A 17885-nucleotide genomic window follows, 5' to 3' on the forward strand; every position below is an offset into this window, starting at 1 on the left:
GCGCTTGGGCAGGTAGCTCAGTTGGTACGAGCGATCGCCTGAAAAGTGATAGGTCGGCGGTTCGACCCCGCCCCTGCCCACAAGCGACGAAGGGCCCCGATCACGTCCCGATCGGGGCCCTTCCGCGACCCTGCCCGACCCTGCCGGGCTGCCGCACGCGTCGAACAGGTCAGCCGAAGCGCCCGTTCACGTAGTCGGACGTGCGCTCGTCGCGCGGGCTGCTGAACATCGCCTCGGTGTCGCCGTGCTCGACGATCACGCCGGGGGTGCCCTGCGAGGCGAGGAAGAAGGCGCAGGTGTCGGAGACCCGCGCGGCCTGCTGCATGTTGTGGGTGACGATGACGATCGTGACCTGCTCGGCCAGGTCCTTCATGGTCTCCTCGATCACGCGGGTCGAGGTCGGGTCGAGGGCCGAGCACGGCTCGTCCATGAGGAGCACGCGCGGCTTGATCGCCAGCGAGCGCGCGATGCACAGGCGCTGCTGCTGCCCGCCGGACAACCCGCCACCGGGGCTGTCGAGCCGGTCCTTGACCTCCTTCCAGAGCCCACCACGCACGAGGCACTCCTCGACGAGCTGCTCCTTGGCCGACTTGTTCATCCGGGTGCCGGTCAGGCGCAGCCCGGCGATCACGTTCTCCCGGATCGACATCGCGGGGAAGGGGTTGGGCTTCTGGAACACCATGCCGATGTTGCGGCGGGCGTCGGTGAGCTTGCGCTGCGGGTCGTAGATGTCCTCGCCGTCCAGCAGCACCTCGCCTGCGAGCGCCGCCGAGGGCACCAGCTCGTGCATGCGGTTGAGGATCCGCAGGAACGTGGACTTGCCGCAGCCGGACGGCCCGATCAGGGCGGTGATGCCCGAGGCGGGCATGGTCAGCGAGACCCGGTCCAGCACCTGGCGGGCGCCGAACCATGCGGTGATGTCGCGGGCCTCGAGGGTCGCGGGGCCGGTGCCCGCCTCGGCGTACGACGACGGGGTGGCGGTGACGGGAAGCGTGGACTGGGTCATGGCGGGTCTACTTCTCGGATCGGGGGTGCGGCGTGCGGACAGGGAGGAGGCGGGCGGCCGTCAGCGAGCCGCCCGCCTCCGGTTCTGGGTGGAGCCGGTCAGACGGAGCGGGCGATCACCTGATGGTGATGGTCAGCTTCGTCTTCGAGGCGGCGAACGAGCTGTTGCCGGCGTACTGCACGACGAGCTTGTTCTTGCCCTTCTTCAGGCCCTTCTTGATGGTGATGGTCGCGACGCCCTTCTTGACCTTGCCCTTGCCGACGACCTTCTTCCCGAGCTTGATCGTCACCTTGCCGGCGGCCTTGCCCGAGCCGGACGAACTGACCTTGACCTTGCCCGTGATCTTCTGGCCGGCCTTGTAGGACTTCTTGAAGGTCGACGTGATCTTGGTCGAGGCCTTGGTGGGGGCCGGCGGCGGAGTGGCGGTGTCGGCGGCCTTCACGGTCACGTCGACGTCGACCGAGGTGGAGCCGTTGAACGCGGCACCGGTCGGGGTGAAGGTGGCCTTCACCTTATGCACGCCAGGCGTCAGGCCGGTGACGTTGAGGGTCGCGCGGCCGCCGGTCACGACGCCGTTGCCCTTGGCAGCACCGTCGACCGCGAAGGCGACGACGCCCTGCGGCTTGAGCGTGCCACCGCCACCGATCGTGGCGGTGAGGGTGGCAGCACCCGCGGTGGTGGAGACGCCGGAGACGGTCGTCGTGGTGTTGACCTTGGCGGTGAGCAGGTCGCTGGCCGCGGTCGCGGTCGTGGTGGCCACACCGCACTTGCCGCCCTGCGCGGAGGACAGGAGCTGCTCGAAGCCGGCGTCGAGGATCAGCGAGGTCGCGGCGGGCGAGCACACGAAGCCACTGGGGCCGAACAGGCCCTGGGCCCACGCGCTGCCGGCGTCGCCCTGGCGGACGACGTTGTAGAGCGCACGGTCGACCTGCCAGCCGCCCTCGACGCGCAGGGTGCCGAGGAGTCCCGCGCGGCCGACGGAGAACGGCGCGATCGCGTTGGGGTCGGACTTGACCGGGGCGTCGTCGTGCTCCTGCACGAACGTGACGCTCGGGCCGTAGGTGAGGGTGCTGCCCTTGATCTTGTCCAGCTCCTTCTTGAAGAAGTCGCCGGTGCCGGAGCTGGTCTGCGGGGTGAGCGGCTTGATGACGCCGCTGGCGCCGCCGACCTGGGACCAGTTGGTGATGGAGCCCTCGTAGATGCCGACGATCTGGGCCGGGGTGAGGGTCGCGGGGGCGTTGGACGTCGGGGCCGTGGCCACGGCGAGGGTGTCCTTGGCGAAGGGGAACGCCTGCAGGTTCGCCGCGGTCTCGTTGGCGTTGTTGCCGGAGGACGAGCGTGCGAAGCTCACGTCGGCGTTGTTGGCCTGGCCGTAGAGCAGGCTCTTGCCGCCACCGGAGCCGTTCGGGCGGATGATCGCGGCCGAGCCGGCCCGCAGCGTGACGTTCGCAGAGTTGGTCTGGTTGCCGGCAGCGTCGAAGGTGCGGGCGTCGAACGAGACGAGGCGCTGGGCCGGGTTGGCGGCGTTGTAGCCCGCGACACCGGCGTGGCCGTCGGCCAGGTAGCTGACGGCGAACATCGTGGTGTCGGAGCCGACACCCACGATGTCGTCGGCGTCGGGGACGAAGGCCGGGTCGGCCTGGGCCGGGGCAGCCACGGCGAGTGCCGTCGCCAGGATGGACGTGGTGGCCACGCCCGCGAGGAGCCTGCGAACAGACATGAGAGTTCCTTTTCTTGGATCGGTGCTCTTGACGGGTGGTGCAGGTCGCTTCGGTTACATCAGGTTGGGCAGGAGTCGCATGACCACATCGGTGGTGAGCCAGGCGACGGCGATCACGACCGGGGTCGCGACCACCCAGACCACGGCAGTGGAGAACCGCTGCCGGGCGGCGATGACCCCGAGCGTCAACGCCAGGAGCAGCCCCAGGCACAGCGTGAGGAGCGGCATGACCGCCCCGGACTCCGTGCCCATCGCCTGCTCCGGATCAGGGACCACGCGGGGCAGGCCCGCGGGGGTCGGGAATGCCTCGTCAGCCTCGGCATCCACGTAGACGACCCGGCCGGGGGACAGCGACGGCAGCCGCGCGGCGCTCGCCTCCCCGCTGACCAGGACCAGCCTGGACGCGCCCTCAGGACGCGGCTGCGGCAACGGATCTCCGGCGCGGCGCACACCGATGACCTTGAATCGCCGGGCGCCCTGCGCGGTGGTGACGTTGATCTGGTCGCCACGGACCAGCTCGCCGATCCGCGCGAACGGCGCACCGTAGGTGCTGGCCCGGCCGAACACCGCGGAGGTGCCGAGCTGGCCGGGCAGCACGGTGTTGCGCAGGTGTCCCGGCCCGCCGAGCAGGTCTCCCGACGCCGTCCCCTCGGTGACCACCTGGTGCACCCCGATGTGCGGGATCGACAGCGTGGCGACGGGCCTGCCCACCTCGACCACCGGACCGATCGGCGCGGTGCCGGCGGCGAGCTCGCCACGGAACTCGGTGTAGAGGGCGTCCTGCGCCCGATCCTGTGCGAGGCCGCCCAGGTAGAGCATCTGCGCGAGCATCCAGCCGGCGACCAGGCAGCACATCACCGACGTCGTCGAGATGACGGACCAGATGTCGTCGCCGCGTGCCGGCGGCGTCAGTGGACGAGGTGCTCCTCCGCGCGGTTGCTTCCGCGCGTCGGGAGGGACCGCAGTCCCAGTGGTCGAGGTCGAGGTCGACGTCGGGGTGGTCGTCATCGTCATCCCCGGCTCCGACGCAGGTGGCGCAGGCGCACCAGGTTGGCGCCGATGGCGCTGATGAGCGCGACCAGGAGGAGCAGCGGCAGGATCCGCTCGGCGACCGGGGAGGACACCTCGGTCGTGGGTGGCATGGCGACGAGCTCCTGCTCCTCGTCCTTCACCTTCTTGCCCCCGGCCCTGTCGTCCGTGGACTTCTCGTCCTCGCCGTCACCCTGGTCGGCCGGCTCGTCGCCGGTGCCGTTGTCGCCGACCTCGGACACGCTGCCGGGGCCCGGGTCCGACGCTCCGCTCGTCCCGGCACCGGCGCCATCGCCGTCAACGGCGCCGCCGTCACCCGTGCCGCCGCCGTCACCGCCACCGGTGTCGGTGCTCGTGGCGCCGGACTGCTCCCCGATCTCCTTCGCGACCGCCTGGGCCTGCTTCCAGAGAGGAGCCGTGACGCCCGCCTTCTTGATGGGGACGTAGCCCGGCGGCAGCTCGCCGTTGCCGTAGCCCTCGCGCTGACCCTCGGTGGTGGAGACCTCGATGAACTGCGCGACCTTGGCCGCGTCCTCCTCCGGCAGGTTCGCCGTGCGGGCCGCGGTGTAGACGATCATCGTGCCGGGATAGGCGTTCTTCCTCACCATCTGCGCCATGTCGAGCGTGAAGGGCTCGTCGCCCTCCTTGCTCGGCTCGGCCAGGCGCAGGGCCTTCGTCAGGCCGGCGGTCGTCGGGGCGACGTAGCCGCTCCTGGTCGCCAGGCTGGCCTGGTCGAGGCCGAGCCGCTCGGCGTCCCCCATGCTCACGACGCCGAACATGAAGCGGGTGCCGACACCCTGCCGGTCGACCCGCCCGATCTTCCACGGGTCGGTGACCGCGGAGCGGTCACACCTGGTCTGGACGTTGGGCCAGGCGTCGAGGATCGCCTCGGCGATCTTGCGGATCGAGTTGACCGGCGCCGCGAGCTGCGTGAAGTACGGCGTGGGGTTCTGCTGGCGGCACTCGTCGTTGGTCGTCGGCACGTAGTCGTCGAGCAGCGGCCACTCGGCGACGGGCAGCTTGATCTTCCTGTAGCTGGGGTTGACCTTCATCCCCCACGGGTCGGCCTTGCCCTTGACCCACTCCATGGCCGACCTGTCCTGGGCGATGTACTCCGTGAGTGACTGGACGACGTCGCTGGACTCCGAGAGCGACAGCAGCGTCGCGGCCGCCTCGCGGGTGATCGTGTCGAGGCCCGGGTTGAGCTTCTGGAACTCCGGGTCGAGGTTGATGCCGACCGGGTTGGCACTCATGCCGGGGTGGCCGCGACCGAGCTCGCTGCCGAGGTAGGACTGGGTCAGCAGCTTGGCGACCAGCCGCGCGTTGAGCTTGAGGTCGGTGAACTCGCCGGCGTTGCCCGGGCGATCGATCACGTAACCGATGGAGAAGCCGGTGACGGCGGTCGGTGCGTAGGCCATCGGGTCGGTGCCCTTGACGGTGTGCTTGCTTGACACGAAGGCCGCTGCTCCGCCGCCGTTCTCGGCCAGGGTGAAGCCGGCCGCGTCGGCCATCTTGTTGTGCTGGAACTTGAAGCGCTTCTTGTCCAGGCAGAAGCTCGGCGACCACTGGAGCGAGGCCTGCGACATCAGCTCGGAGCCGTAGAAGCCGGTCGGCGCGCGGTCGTCCAGCACCGTGCAGGCGTCCGGCGGCAGCCCGAAGGTGATCGGGATCGAGAAGCGGTTGCGCCAGTTGGACTCCGACCACCACAGCGTCGGCGAGGCAGTGAGGTCCACGCCCTGGCTGGAGAAGTTGTTCGACCCGGCCTCGAACTGGCCACCACGCGAGCAGGCCGCGTCGTCGTCGAGGCAGCTGATCCCCTGGATCGGGATCACGACGATCGAGCAGGCGACCGTGTCGTTGCAGCCGAGGGACTCGTTCTCGACGTCGGAGCGCACCTCGAACTTGGTGTGCCCGTTGCCCTCGAGGTCGCTGAAGGCCGCCTGCTCGGCGGGCGGGAACGCCGCGCCGACCGCCGCCTCGGGAGGCATCGTCTCGGACGTGCAGCTGGCATAGACGGTGCCGTTGGCCGCGCGGAACGGAGTGATGCGGGTGGAGAACGTCGCGACGTCGTTGCACTCCGCCGGGATCGGGTCCAGGCCGAACTTCTGGGCACGCTGCGCGTCGGAGGCGTACTTGTCGTGGCGCCAGGCGGCCTCGCTGTCGTCGGCCACCTGCGTGCGCTGCGCACGCGAGGACGTCCAGCAGGTCTCGGGCGCGAGCTGCTTGTCCGGCGCCAGGCTGGGGTCGTCGAGACCGCGGCACTGGAGGATGACGACGGGGTACTCCTGGAGCAGGCCCTTCTCACCGAAGGGGCTGGACGAGCGGCCACCGGTCGGGTGGGCGCCGGTCCAGGAGATGTTGACCCGTTCCCGCCCGCGCAGCTGGGTCGTGCGGTCGACCGTCACGGTCATGTCCCGCGAGTCGATCTCGATCTCCTGGCCCTGCACGGAGATCGTGCGGTCCAGGTGCTTGGTCTGGCTGTACGCCGGCGCGTCACCGTCCGCCGCGGCCGTGGCCGTGCCGCCGATGCCGACCGCGGCCGGCAGGGTGACCGTCACGCCGAGGAGGGCGGTCGCCAGGAGTCGCATCCGCTGCTTCATCGGCCCGCGCTCCGTCGACGTACGCCGCGCGCCAGGAGCAGTCCCGGCACGAGGATCAGGGCCAGGAGCTCGAGGGTGGCCAGAGCACCGAACGCGCGGCTGTCGCCGGGCCGGCTGGCGGACAGCTCGGTCGGGGTGGCGTAGATCGGGTCGCTGGTGGTCCCCGTGCCGGACGTCGTCGTCGTGCCGGCGCCGTCACCGCCGGTGGCCACGTTCTCGCCCGTCACCGGGTCGACCTCCGTGGCGGCCGGGTCGCCGCCTCCGTCCGTCCCGGCCCCGCCGGAGCCGCCCCCGGTGCCGCCTCCGTCGGTACCCCCACCGCCGCCGTCGGCGCCGCCCTTGGCGCCGCTGTCACTCGTGGCGCCGGTGCCCTTGCTGGTCCCGTCGCCGGAGCCGGCCGGCTGCCCACCGTCGGTCGAGGGCTCACCGGTCCCGGTCGCCGTGCCGCACGGACCGGCGCCCTGCTTGTCGCAGGCGGCGGGCTGGGGAGCGATCTGGGCGAGCTTGTTCTGCTTGAGGTTGCCGGCGACGAAGGTCGGGTTGTTGCACTTGGTCGCGTCGCGGTTCTCGACGTCGACGGCAGGGTCGGCCGTCTTGAGCTTGGCGAGCTGGGTGAAGCCGGCCTGCACGAGGTTGAGCGGCAGCGGCGAGTAGCCGTAGGGGCCGGCCTTGGCCTGGCCCTCGCAGAGCGAGTAGTACATGAAGTCGCCGAGCGTCTGCCGCTTGGCGGTCGACATGCGCTGGTCCTTCGCGCCCGTCGGGATGATCATGTAGCTGTAGGACGACAGCGGGTAGGCCCGCGGGTCCTTGGCGTTGTAGACGCCGTCGAGGATCTGGGTGAGGTAGAGCGGCGAGGACGCGTCCTCGTTGATCCTGGCCTGGGTGAGCGCGACCGCCACGTTGTACTGCGTGGGCTCGACGTAGAAGCCGCCGTCGTTGAGCACCTTGACGACCGGGTAGTCCTTGTTCAGGGGGTAGGCGTACTCGACGTATCCGATCGTGCCGTTGCCGGCGAACCCGGAGATCGTGTTCATCACCTGGTCCGAACCCGACTGGGCGAGCATCCGGCCCTTGCGCGGGTAGTACGACGTGTAGCCGCTCTTGCCGAAGAACGGCCGCCAGATCGACGGGTACTCCGCGTCCATCCAGGTGGTCAGCTGCGCCGTGGTGCCCGAGCCGTCGGAACGCACGACGGGCGTGATCGCGAGCTTGGGGAAGGCGCGGCCGTTGTTGTCCCGGGTGATGGCCGGGTCCGACCAGTCGGTGATCTCGCCGGTGAAGATCTTGGTCAGCGTCTCGCCCGACAGTCGCAGGTTGCGGACCAGCTCGTCACCGATCTTGAGCTGGTAGGTGAAGGCCGTGCCGCCGGCCACGATCGGCAGGTAGGCGAACTCGCGGCCGTTGCTGTTGTCGGCGTTGCCGAACTCGTCGACGCCCGGGTAGGGGATCTCGGAGATGCCGAAGTCGGTGACGTTCTGCGCGAAGTTCTTGCGGCCCTGGGAGGAGCCACCGCCGTTGTAGGTGACCTTCATGCCGAGCGCGTCGACGTCGGAGATCCACTGCTGGACGATGACCTCGGACCAGGTCGAGCCGGAGCCCTCGATCTGGGCGTACGCCGCGCGCGGGGTCGCGTTGCCGAGGCCGCCCGGTCCGAGCTCGTCCGCGTTGGCGGCGCCGAGCCCGGACAGGGAGAGGAGCGCGGCGGCCAGGAGGGCGGCGCCGAGGCGGTGGAAGCGGTGACTCATCAGGACTCCTCAGCGGTGCGCTTCGCGCGGGTCGTACGACGGGGACGGCGGGTGCGGGCGCGCGCGGGACGGGCGACCAGGCGGGCGATCACGAACAGGACGAGCACCAGGACGAGGAGCACGGTGGCGGCGGCGAACGCGCGCTCGATGTCCATCGGCTCGGGGCTCCTGGCGCCCTTGAAGATGAAGAGCGGCAGCGAGTTCATGACCCCGTCGGTGGGGTTGGTGACGAAGAAGGTCGCCACGCCGGAGGTGAGCAGGACCGGCGAGGTCTCGCCGACGCCGCGTGCGACGCCGAGGATCAGGGCCGTGGCGAGGCCGGGACGCGCGGTCGGCAGGACGACGTGCCAGACCGTGCGCCACCGGCTGGCGCCCAGCGCCAGGCTCGCCTCGCGCAGCCCGCCGGGCACGACGCGGAGCACGACGTCGGCCGCGCGGGCGATGATCGGGAGCATCATCACCGACAGCGCCATGGCGGCGGCGAAGCCCGAGCGGGGGAACCCCAGGGCGACGATGAGCACCGTGTAGACGAACAGGCCGGCCACGATCGACGGCAGCGCCGTCATCGCCTCCACGATGGTGCGCACGACGACGGCGAACCGGCCGCCGACCTCGGTCATGAACACCGCGGTGCCGATGCCGAGCGGCAGGGTCACCGCGACGGCGATGCCGAGCTGGATCGCCGAGCCGACGATCGCGTGACCGATGCCACCGGTGTCGAACGGGTCGCGCGGACCGACGCCGGCCATGTCGTCGACGAGGAAGTTGAGGTGCAGCAGGGGCTCCCAACCGCGGTAGACCACGAACACCACCGTGCTGAGCAGCGCAGCTCCGACCACGAGCGCGCCCGAGGTGACGATGCCGGCGACCACCCGGTCGACCACGTCGACGCGGCGGCCCGTCATCGACGTGGTCACGACGCTCATCACCAGGCCGAGGACGAGCCAGGTGACCAACAGCCACGCCGGGCCGCCGAGCGGCATCAGGCGCTGCGTGACCACCCACGCCAGGGCCAGGGCGGCGACCCAGGCGCCGACGACGGTGAACCGCTCCTCGGCGGTGGGCTTGCCGAGGCTCGGCCGGGCGAGCGGTGGTGGGGCATCGAGGTCGCGCTGCGGCAGGTGGGTGGTGGGAGTCGGCTTCGCGGACGAGGCCGTCGCGCGCTGCTGGATGGTCGTCATGCGTCGGTCCCCGCTCCGGAGCGGCTGCGCGCAACGATCATCGCGGCGAGGGTGTTGACGATCAGCGTGATGACGAAGAGCACGAAGCCGGCGGTGAGCAGCGCGGAGAGCTGGGCTGCGCTGGCATCCCCGAACCGGCCTGCGATCAGGGCGCTGACCGAGCTGGTGCCGACCTCGAGGATCCGCGGCTTGATGACGAAGTCGGGCGAGATGATCAGCAGCACCGCGATCGTCTCGCCGAGCGCGCGGCCCAGGCCGAGCATCGTGCCGCCGATGATGCCGCCGCGGCCGAACGGCAGCACGACGGAGCGGATCATGCCCCAGCGGGTCGCGCCGAGCGCCAGCGCCGCCTCCTTCTCCCCCGGCGGGGTCTGGGAGAAGACCTGCCGCATGACCGCGCACGACATCGGGAGCACCATCATGGCCACGGCGATGCCGGCGCAGAAGGCGCTGCCGATGTAGCGCGACTGGTCCCAGACAGCGGCGTCCGGGTCGGCGTCGACGGAGAAGATCGGGATCCAGCCGAGGTTCTGGTGCAGCCAGAGGCTGAACGCCGCCGCGTGGGGCATCACCAGGAAGTAGCCCCACATCCCGTAGATGATCGACGGGACGGCGGCCATCAGGTCGACCAGCGACACCAGGGTCGACTTGATGCCGGCCGGGGCGTACTCGCTGATGAAGAGCGCGGTGAGCAGCGCCAGCGGGAAGGCGAACGCCATCGCGACGCCGGCGATGGAGACGGTGCCGACGAGGACCGCGGCGATGCCGAGGACGTCGGACTCCGGCTGCCAGGCGCTCTCGGTGAAGAAGCTCCACCCGTAGCGCTCGAGGGTGGGGACGGACTGCCACGCGAGGAACGCGCCGATGCCCCCGGTGACCACGAGCACGGTCGCGCCGACGGTCCGGGCGCTGAGCTCGAACACCCGGTCGGCACCGGTGGCCTTGCGAGACAGCCGACGCGGGGTCGGTCGGCCTGTGGGCAGGACGGAGTCCTGGGCAGGAAGAGTGGTCACGGCTGACTTTCGAAACGGGCCCGAGAGAACTGCTGACGGCTGCCACGCCCCGACGAGAGCCGCGAGTGATCGCAGTCGGTGGTGAGCGACGTCAGCATGGGCTCCGTTTCGGAACGGCGACGCCGTCGCGGGTGAACGAACGGCCAACGATGGGCCGTCACCAGCGGAACGAAATCGCCTCGCTGGCCCGGACGGGCCAGGTGGCGGCTCGAGATGACCAGGCCAGCCGGCCCGGTCGGGTGGTCGGGAAGGATGGGCTCGTGCTCCCCCGCCTCGAGATCGTCCGCCGGCTCCGACCGGTCGACCTGGTGGCTCCCGCAGGCGTGCAGGTGCGGGCCACCTCGGGTGGCGTGGTCGACCTGCCGGCGGTGGCGCCGTACGTCGCTGCGACCACCGTCGTGGCGTTCCACGGCCCGCCCGTCGAGCTCGCGCTGCACCTGCGGGGGCACCGCCTCGCTGCCCGGCTGGGCGAGGGCTCGGTCTCCCTCACGCTCGCCGCGGGCGGTGCGACCCGCGTGCTCCGGAGCAGGCGCTTCCACCGGGCCGTCGATCCCGCGGAGCTGGGTCTCACCCTGACCGGCACGCACCTGACCGCCTGGAGCCGCGAGGCCGGTGGCTGGGTCGCGCGCGCCCGGCACGACCTGCGCGGCGTGGTCGACACCCGCGACGCCGCGACGCTCGCGGATCTGCGCGTCGAGCTCCCGGAAGCGGGCGGGTGCGCCGGTCGCTTCGGCCAGCTGGGCCTGCGCGACACCCGGCTCGTCACGGAGGAGGACGGCACCCCGCTGCGCGACGGGGATGCCCTCTGGGTCACCGCGACGTCGGCCGGTCCCGGGTTCTTCGACACCGCCCACACCAGCGTGTGGCGCCTCGACCCGACCGACCTCACGCTCGAGCACACGGCCGACCTCTACTTCCGTCGACCCGACCGGCCGGGCGTCTTCGGCGACCACGCCACCCACCTGGTCCGCAGCGACGGGCGGTGGTTGGTGGCGACCAGCACGTGGGGCGACTTCGAGCAGCCGACCACCCGCGCCGGACGTCGTACGCCGGCGGGGTTGCGGGTCACCCTCGCCGACTCGGACGCCGACCTGCTGCGCGGCGCCCACGTGCTCGACACCCGTGAGCTGCCGCTACCGACCGAGGGGCTCGGGTCGATCGCCACCTGGGACCCGCACCTGGTGCGTCACGACGAGCGGTGGCTGGTCGGCTTCGTGAGCGCCCGGCGCTTCTTCGACTTCCACCCCGCCCTGGCCGGCGGTCCGTCGCTCGACGACCTCCGGCTCCTGGGCGCGGCCACCGACCGGCGGGCCACGGAGGGCACCACGATCGTGGACGTCGACGGCGAGCTGGTCGTCCTGGCCAGCGACGGTCGAGACTCGCGCCGTCAGCACCGGGCGCGCTTTCCCACCTTCGACCTGGCGATGCGCGACACGGGCCTGCTCGAGGCGTCGTACCCCACCAACCTGCCCTGGCCCTCGCTTGCGCGGGTCGACGACGCGTGGCTGATGGCGACCTTCGACGGCCGTCCGGCCGGCGGCAGGCTGCTCGGCTACGGCACCCACGGCGACCTGGTCGTGATGCGGTCGCGGCCGTCGGCCGGTACTACCCTGAGGTGATCGCGGTCACCACCCCTCGACCGCGCTGACCAGGCCCGCACACCCCGCGGACCGCACCCACGAGAGAAGGAATCCTGAGCATGTCTGGAGCACCTACGTCCGGCGTCGACGTCTTCGAGCTCGGCAGTGAGCACGAGCAGGTCGTCTTCTGCAACGACCAGGCCACCGGCCTCCGCGCGATCATCGCGATCCACTCCACGGCACTCGGGCCCGGGCTCGGCGGGACGCGGTTCTACCCCTACGCCAGCACCGACGACGCGATCGTCGACGTGCTCAACCTCTCGCGCGGCATGTCCTACAAGAACGCGCTCGCCGGCCTCGACCTCGGGGGCGGCAAGGCGGTGATCATCGGTGACCCGGCCGAGCTCAAGACCGAGGCCCTGCTCCGCGCCTACGGCCGTTTCGTGCAGTCGCTGAACGGGCGCTACTTCACCGCCTGCGACGTGGGCACCTACTCCGAGGACATGGACCACATCGCGCGGGAGTGCGACTTCGTCACCGGCCGCACCGTCGCCCACGGCGGCGCGGGCGACAGCTCGGTGCTGACCGCGTACGGCGTGTTCCAGGGCATGCGCGCAGCGGCCGAGCAGCTGTGGGGCGAGCCCACCCTCGCCGGCCGCACCGTCGGCGTCGCCGGCGTCGGCAAGGTCGGCAGGCACCTCGTGCGCCACCTGCTCGAGGACGGCGCGAGCGTGGTCGTCACCGACGTGCACGCCCCCTCGGTCGCCGCGATCCGCGAGACCCACCCGCAGGTGCAGGCCGTCGACTCCACCGACGAGCTGATCGCCAGCGAGATCGACGTCTACGCCCCGTGCGCCATGGGCGGCGCGATCAACGACGAGTCGCTCGAGGTGCTGCGCGCATCCGTCATCTGCGGCGCGGCCAACAACCAGCTCGCCCACCCCGGCATCGAGAAGCAGGTCAGCGAGCGCGGCATCCTCTACGCGCCCGACTACTGCGTGAACTCCGGTGGCGTGATCCAGGTCGCCGACGAGCTCGAAGGCTTCTCCTTCGAGCGCGCCCAGCAGCGCGCGAGCGGCATCTTCGACACCACCCGCGAGGTCTTCGAGCTGGCCACGACCGACGGCGTCACCACCGCCGAGGCAGCCGACCGCCTCGCTGAGCGCCGCATGCGCGAGGTCGGCCGCCTGCGCGGCATCCACCTGCACTGAGGCGGCACCCGCCCGCAGGCCTGCTCGAGCGGCCCATGGGTCGCCCGACCGACGTCATGGCGTCGGTCAGGCGACCCATGGGTCGCTCGAGCCCGCCCGTGGACGTCCGTGGACCGGGTCGACTGCTCATCTCGGGGCGCACTCGTACGCCGCTCCGCCCGGTGACCCGGACGGATGGTGCGATCAGTCAGTCTGCGCGACGACGAGGATCGGCATGGTCCGACCACTCGTCCTCGTCCGGCTCGACCTCGGTCGTCCGGGAATGGGAGTTGTCCTCGCCATGCAGCTCCTTCGCCAACGCGCCGAAGTCCGTCTCGTGAGTCCGGTACTTCAGGTCGCGTGCGACCTTGGTCTGCTTCGCCTTCGCTCGGCCGCGCCCCATAGGGTCGACCCCCTCGCACACTTGGCCGGGGCTGTCGAGAGAGCTCCCCGACGCGCCCGGTCTGATCGGTTACATATCGTGAGGACAACGCTACCTGAGCGGTGGGTGTTCCCGCACACCGTGGTCCGGCAATTCGCCGACGAAGGTGGGAAATCACCAGCCGGGGTGCTGGCCCTCCATCAGCACGCGACCACCCTCGGCGCTGTCGGCGCGGGCCTCGCCGGCCACCCATGCGCGCACGCCGTGCCCGGCGAGCACGGAGATCGCGGTGTCGACCGACTCGGGCGCGGTGAGCGCGACCATGCCGACGCCGCAGTTGAGGGTGGCCTCGAGGTCGGACTGCGACACGTCACCGACGCGGCGTACGACGTCGAAGACGGGCTGCGGCGTCCAGGTCGAGCGGTCGATGCGCACCGACAGCTCCTCGGGGAGCACCCGCTCCAGGTTGGCGGCCAGGCCGCCCCCCGTGATGTGGGACATCGCGTGGGTCTCGGTGCGGTCGGCGAGGTCGAGGCAGGCCTTGGCGTAGATCCGGGTGGGCTCGAGCAGTTCCTCGCCGAGCGTGCGGCCGAAGTCGTCGACCTGCCGGTCGATGGTCCACCCCGCACCACCCGAGTCGGTGGAGCCGAGCAGGACGTGGCGGACCAGGGAGTAGCCGTTGGAGTGCAGCCCGCTGGCCTCCATGGCGATGACCACGTCGCCCGGTCGGACCCGGCCTGGGCCGAGCAGCCTGCTGGCCTCGACGACACCGGTGGTGGCGCCCGCGACGTCGTAGTCGTCGGGGTCGAGCAGGCCGGGGTGCTCGGCCGTCTCGCCGCCGATGAGCGCGCAGCCCGCGACGACGCACGCCTCGGCGATGCCCTTGACGATGGCCGCGATCCGCTCGGGCACGACCCGACCGCAGGCGATGTAGTCGGTCATGAAGAGCGGCTCGGCGCCGCACACGACCAGGTCGTCGACGACCATGCCGACGAGGTCGAAGCCGATGGTGTCGTGGACGTCCATCAGCTGGGCGATCGCGACCTTGGTGCCGACGCCGTCGGTGGAGGTGGCCAGCAGCGGAGCCTCGTACTTCGTGAGCGCGGAGGCGTCGAAGAGGCCGGCGAAGCCGCCCAGACCTCCGATCATCTCCGGACGCCTGGCCTTGTCCACCCAACCCTTCATCAGGTCGATCGCGCGGTCGGCCGCCTCGATCGAGACCCCGGCGGCGGCGTAGGCCCCTTCAGGTGCGGCGGGCTGGTCGGTCAACGAAGGCTCCCTCGGGGCTGCGACGGATCGGGGTGGTGCTGCGGGTCAGGGGTTGTTGAGGACCGGCAGCGCGCGGCCCATCGTCGGCGACTGCAGCGTCGCCTCGAGCAGGTGCTTGCCGAGCAGGCTCTCGTCGGGAAGCTCGATCGGGTACTCGCCGGTGAAGCAGGCCTGGCACAGTCGCTCGGCCGGCTGGCCGGTGGCCTCGATCATGCCCTCGAGCGAGATGTAGCCGAGGCTGTCGGCGCCCACGCTCGAGGCGATCTCGTCGACGTCGAGACCGTTGGCGATCAGCTCGGCGCGGGTGGCGAAGTCGATGCCGTAGAAGCACGGCCACTTCACCGGCGGGCTGGAGATGCGCACGTGCACCTCGAGGGCGCCTGCCTCCCGCAGCATCCGCACCTGGGCGCGCTGGGTGTTGCCGCGGACGATCGAGTCGTCGACGACGACGATGCGCTTGCCGCGGATCATGTGCTCGAGCGCGTTGAGCTTGAGTCGGATGCCGAGCTGGCGCAGCGTCTGGCTGGGCTGGATGAACGTGCGGCCGACGTAGGCGTTCTTCACGAAGCCCTGGCCGAACGGGATGCCGGACTCGGCGGCGTAGCCGGACGCGGCGGGCGTGCCGGACTCCGGCACCGGCATGACGAGGTCGGCGTCCACGGGGAACTCGCGCGCCAGCAGCCGACCCATCTCGACGCGCGCCTCGTGGACGTTGCGACCGCTGATGGTGGCGTCGGGGCGGGCGAGGTAGACGTACTCGAAGACGCAGCCCTTGCGCGCCGGCTCCGCGAACTTGTGGGAGCGCAGGCCGTTCTCGTCGATGACGATCAGCTCGCCGGGCTCGACCTCGCGGACCACGCTGGCGCCGATGGTGGCGAGCGCGGCGTCCTCGCTGGCGACGACCCAGCCGCGGTCGAGGCGACCGAGGACCAGCGGGCGGATGCCCTGCGGGTCACGGGCGGCGTAGAGGGTGTTCTCGTTCATCCAGACGAAGCAGTACGCCCCGCGCAGCTGCGGCAGCACCTCGAGCGCACGCTGCTCGAGGGAGCTGTCGGGGTGGTGGGCCAGCAGGGCGGTGACCAGGCTGGTGTCGTTGGTCGCGCCCTCGACGCCCTTGATCTCCAGCTCGCCGGCGGGGCCGGGCAGGGCGCCGACCATCTCGCGCAGCTCGTGGGTGTTGATCAGGTTGCCGTTGTGGCCCAGCGCGATCGAGCCGTCGGCCGTCGGGCGGAAGGTGGGCTGGGCGTTGTGCCAGGTGCTGGCGCCGGTCGTGGAGTAGCGCGAGTGGCCGATCGCGAGGTGGCCCTTGAGGGAGTCGAGGGTCGGCTCGTCGAAGACCTGCGAGACCAGGCCCATGTCCTTGTAGACCAGGATCTGGCGCCCGTTGCTGACCGCGATGCCGGCGGACTCCTGGCCGCGGTGCTGCAGGGCGTACAGCCCGAAGTAGGTCAGCTTGGCGACGTCCTCGCCGGGTGCCCACACCCCGAAGACGCCGCAGGCGTCCTGTGGGCCCTGGTCGTGGGGGTCGATCGCCGCAGTCAGTCGGCCGTCGCCACCCGTGCGCTTGCTCGTCTGGTAGGGCACGACCTGCAGTCTACGGCCGCGCGAGCGCATCTCCGCACCGGCGCCACTTCCGCGACCTCCGGCGCCGCACCGCTCAGGTGTCGGGAAGGAACCCGCGGAGCCTGTGGAGGGCGAGCCGGGCGGCCGCCTTCCCCGACGCCGGGAGAGGTACGACGTCGAGGAGCCGGTGGTGGCGGGTCCAGCCCGGGTCGGAGGGCAGCGCGCCCTCGGGGCCGGCGTACTGCGCGGTGGACGCGCGACGCACGGCCTCCTCCACGCCGAGGAGCGGCCCGCCGGACGCGGGGCGCCAGGTGTGGTCGCGACGACAGACCATGTCGTGGCGCAGCGACTCCACGAGCGCGGTGACGGTGTGGAACGGCGCGGTCGTGGCCAGGGCGGTGGCGAGCCCGACGAGCGCCTCGGGAGCGATCGGGACGGGCACGCTCACGCGTGGCAGGCCGCTCTCGCGGGCGAAGGCACGCATCAGGTCGGGGTAGGCGACGACGTCGGGGCCGCCGAGGTCGATCGCCCCGGTCACGTCACCGTCGAGGGCCGCGTCGAAGGCGCGCAGCACGTCGGAGACAGCGACCGGCTGGACCGAGCTCTGCATCCAGGTCGGCACCGGCTGGACGAGGAACAGGGTCGCGACCTGACGGACGATCTCGAACGACGTCGACCCCGCGCCGACGACGACCCCGGCCCGCAGGGCGACGGCCCCGTCGCACGAGTCGAGCAGGATCCGCTCGACCTCGAGGCGCGAGGCGATGTGGGCGGACAGCTCCTCCTCCGGCACGTCGGGCACCAGCCCGGAGAGGTAGACGAGGCGGCGTACGTCGCTGTCGGCCACGGCCGCGGCGACCACCTCGGCGCCCCACCGGTCGCGGTCGGTGAAGTCGGTGCGGTCGAGCGAGTGGACGAGGTAGACCACCGCGTCGACGCCGACCAGCGCCGCGTCCACCGCCTCCGGGTCGGTCACGTCGCAGCGGATCGCCTCGACGCGCTCGTCCCACCCGAACCGACCCAAGTCGGGCACCGACGACGAGGCGGCGACGACCCGGTGGTCGTGCTCCAGCAGGTGCGGGACCAAGCGCGAACCGATGTAGCCCGTCGCGCCGAGGACGAGGACCTTCATGCCTCACCGAGGTGGGCGAGGAGGTTGCGGGAGAAGACGGTGCCCATGTGCTTGACCACGCCCGCCATCACACGCTCGACGGCCGGCCTGGCCAGGGCGGGGAGCGGCAGGTCGCAGGCGATCTGGAGCTCGATGCTGACCTCGGTGCCGCCGTCGTCGTGGTCGGTCAGGAGATAGGTGCCCAGCACGGAGGTCATCTCGTCGGGCCGGTCGGGATCGTGGGTGAAGACGATCCGCTCCATCGGCTCGAAGTCCATGACCTCGGTGAAGGTCGGCGCGACCTGGACGCCGAGGACGGGAAGGGTGCCCATCCGCCAGGTCCACCGGTCACCGTCGACGTCGATGGCGGTGACGAACGGCGTGATCTTCGCGATCAGGCCCGCGTCGGTCAGCGCCTCCCACACCTCGGCGCGCGGCGAGCGCAGCACGGCCGAGGACCGGTCGCGGGCACGGAAGGTCGCCATGCCTCCACGCT

Annotated in this window: 14 protein-coding genes and 1 tRNA gene; 3 read left to right on the plus strand and 12 right to left on the minus strand. The window is 71.3% G+C overall.

The genetic code is table 11. From position 1 onward, the window contains the following. Positions 1–6: 6 nt before the first annotated feature. A tRNA-Phe gene (locus IEZ25_RS19580) sits at positions 7–80 on the plus strand. 89 nt (positions 81–169) lie between these two features. On the opposite strand, the gene IEZ25_RS19585 is transcribed toward IEZ25_RS19580, so the two are convergent. From IEZ25_RS19585 to pstC, 7 genes are all read right to left on the minus strand, one after another. Continuing rightward, entirely contained in the window at positions 170–1006 is an 837-nt protein-coding gene (locus tag IEZ25_RS19585; protein WP_191201158.1) for a phosphate ABC transporter ATP-binding protein, read from the minus strand. A gap of 115 nt (positions 1007–1121) precedes the next feature. Then, complete coding sequence (locus IEZ25_RS19590; protein ID WP_191201159.1) at positions 1122–2726, minus strand: Ig-like domain repeat protein; 1605 nt, start codon at positions 2724–2726, stop codon at positions 1122–1124. Positions 2727–2780: 54 nt separating this feature from the next. Then, positions 2781–3740, minus strand: coding sequence for a sortase (locus IEZ25_RS19595; protein ID WP_191201160.1), 960 nt, complete (start codon positions 3738–3740; stop codon positions 2781–2783). Further along, positions 3737–6355: a hypothetical protein gene (locus tag IEZ25_RS19600; RefSeq protein ID WP_191201161.1), complete on the minus strand. Its 2619-nt coding sequence runs from the start codon at positions 6353–6355 to the stop codon at positions 3737–3739. Before IEZ25_RS19600 ends, IEZ25_RS19595 begins: the two co-directional genes overlap by 4 nt. Further along, positions 6352–8100, minus strand: a complete 1749-nt coding sequence (locus IEZ25_RS19605; protein ID WP_191201162.1) for a substrate-binding domain-containing protein — start codon at positions 8098–8100, stop codon at positions 6352–6354. Before IEZ25_RS19605 ends, IEZ25_RS19600 begins: the two co-directional genes overlap by 4 nt. After that, positions 8100–9281 (minus strand): phosphate ABC transporter permease PstA, encoded by a 1182-nt coding sequence (pstA, locus tag IEZ25_RS19610; protein WP_191201163.1) that lies wholly within the window; start codon positions 9279–9281, stop codon positions 8100–8102. Before pstA ends, IEZ25_RS19605 begins: the two co-directional genes overlap by 1 nt. Next, complete coding sequence (gene pstC / locus IEZ25_RS19615; protein ID WP_318152350.1) at positions 9278–10294, minus strand: phosphate ABC transporter permease subunit PstC; 1017 nt, start codon at positions 10292–10294, stop codon at positions 9278–9280. Before pstC ends, pstA begins: the two co-directional genes overlap by 4 nt. Before the next feature lie 260 nt (positions 10295–10554). Between pstC and IEZ25_RS19620 the strand changes: the two genes are divergently transcribed. Together IEZ25_RS19620 and IEZ25_RS19625 are read left to right on the plus strand one after the other, a co-directional pair. Continuing rightward, positions 10555–11913, plus strand: a complete 1359-nt coding sequence (locus IEZ25_RS19620) for a hypothetical protein (protein WP_318152351.1) — start codon at positions 10555–10557, stop codon at positions 11911–11913. Between the two features lie 80 nt (positions 11914–11993). Then, positions 11994–13085 carry a Glu/Leu/Phe/Val family dehydrogenase gene (locus tag IEZ25_RS19625; RefSeq protein ID WP_191201164.1) on the plus strand — a complete coding sequence of 364 codons (1092 nt, stop codon included), beginning with the start codon at positions 11994–11996 and terminating at the stop codon, positions 13083–13085. A 187-nt stretch (positions 13086–13272) separates the two neighbouring features. On the opposite strand, the gene IEZ25_RS19630 is transcribed toward IEZ25_RS19625, so the two are convergent. The 5 genes from IEZ25_RS19630 to IEZ25_RS19650 form a co-directional block, all read right to left on the minus strand. Continuing rightward, positions 13273–13467 carry a DUF3073 domain-containing protein gene (locus IEZ25_RS19630; RefSeq protein ID WP_191201165.1) on the minus strand — a complete coding sequence of 65 codons (195 nt, stop codon included), beginning with the start codon at positions 13465–13467 and terminating at the stop codon, positions 13273–13275. Between the two features lie 153 nt (positions 13468–13620). Beyond that, entirely contained in the window at positions 13621–14715 is a 1095-nt protein-coding gene (gene purM, locus IEZ25_RS19635) for a phosphoribosylformylglycinamidine cyclo-ligase (protein WP_191201166.1), read from the minus strand. Positions 14716–14760: 45 nt separating this feature from the next. Continuing rightward, complete coding sequence (purF, locus tag IEZ25_RS19640; protein WP_318152352.1) at positions 14761–16299, minus strand: amidophosphoribosyltransferase; 1539 nt, start codon at positions 16297–16299, stop codon at positions 14761–14763. 73 nt (positions 16300–16372) lie between these two features. Further along, entirely contained in the window at positions 16373–17410 is a 1038-nt protein-coding gene (locus IEZ25_RS19645; protein ID WP_191201168.1) for an NAD(P)H-binding protein, read from the minus strand. Then, a complete protein-coding gene (locus IEZ25_RS19650; protein ID WP_191201169.1) occupies positions 17407–17874 on the minus strand; it encodes an SRPBCC family protein in 468 nt (155 codons plus the stop codon). The genes IEZ25_RS19645 and IEZ25_RS19650 overlap by 4 nt, the downstream gene beginning before the upstream one ends. Positions 17875–17885 lie beyond the last annotated feature (11 nt).

It is taken from the genome of Nocardioides hwasunensis, assembly GCF_014779665.1.
GTDB lineage: Bacteria > Actinomycetota > Actinomycetes > Propionibacteriales > Nocardioidaceae > Nocardioides > Nocardioides hwasunensis.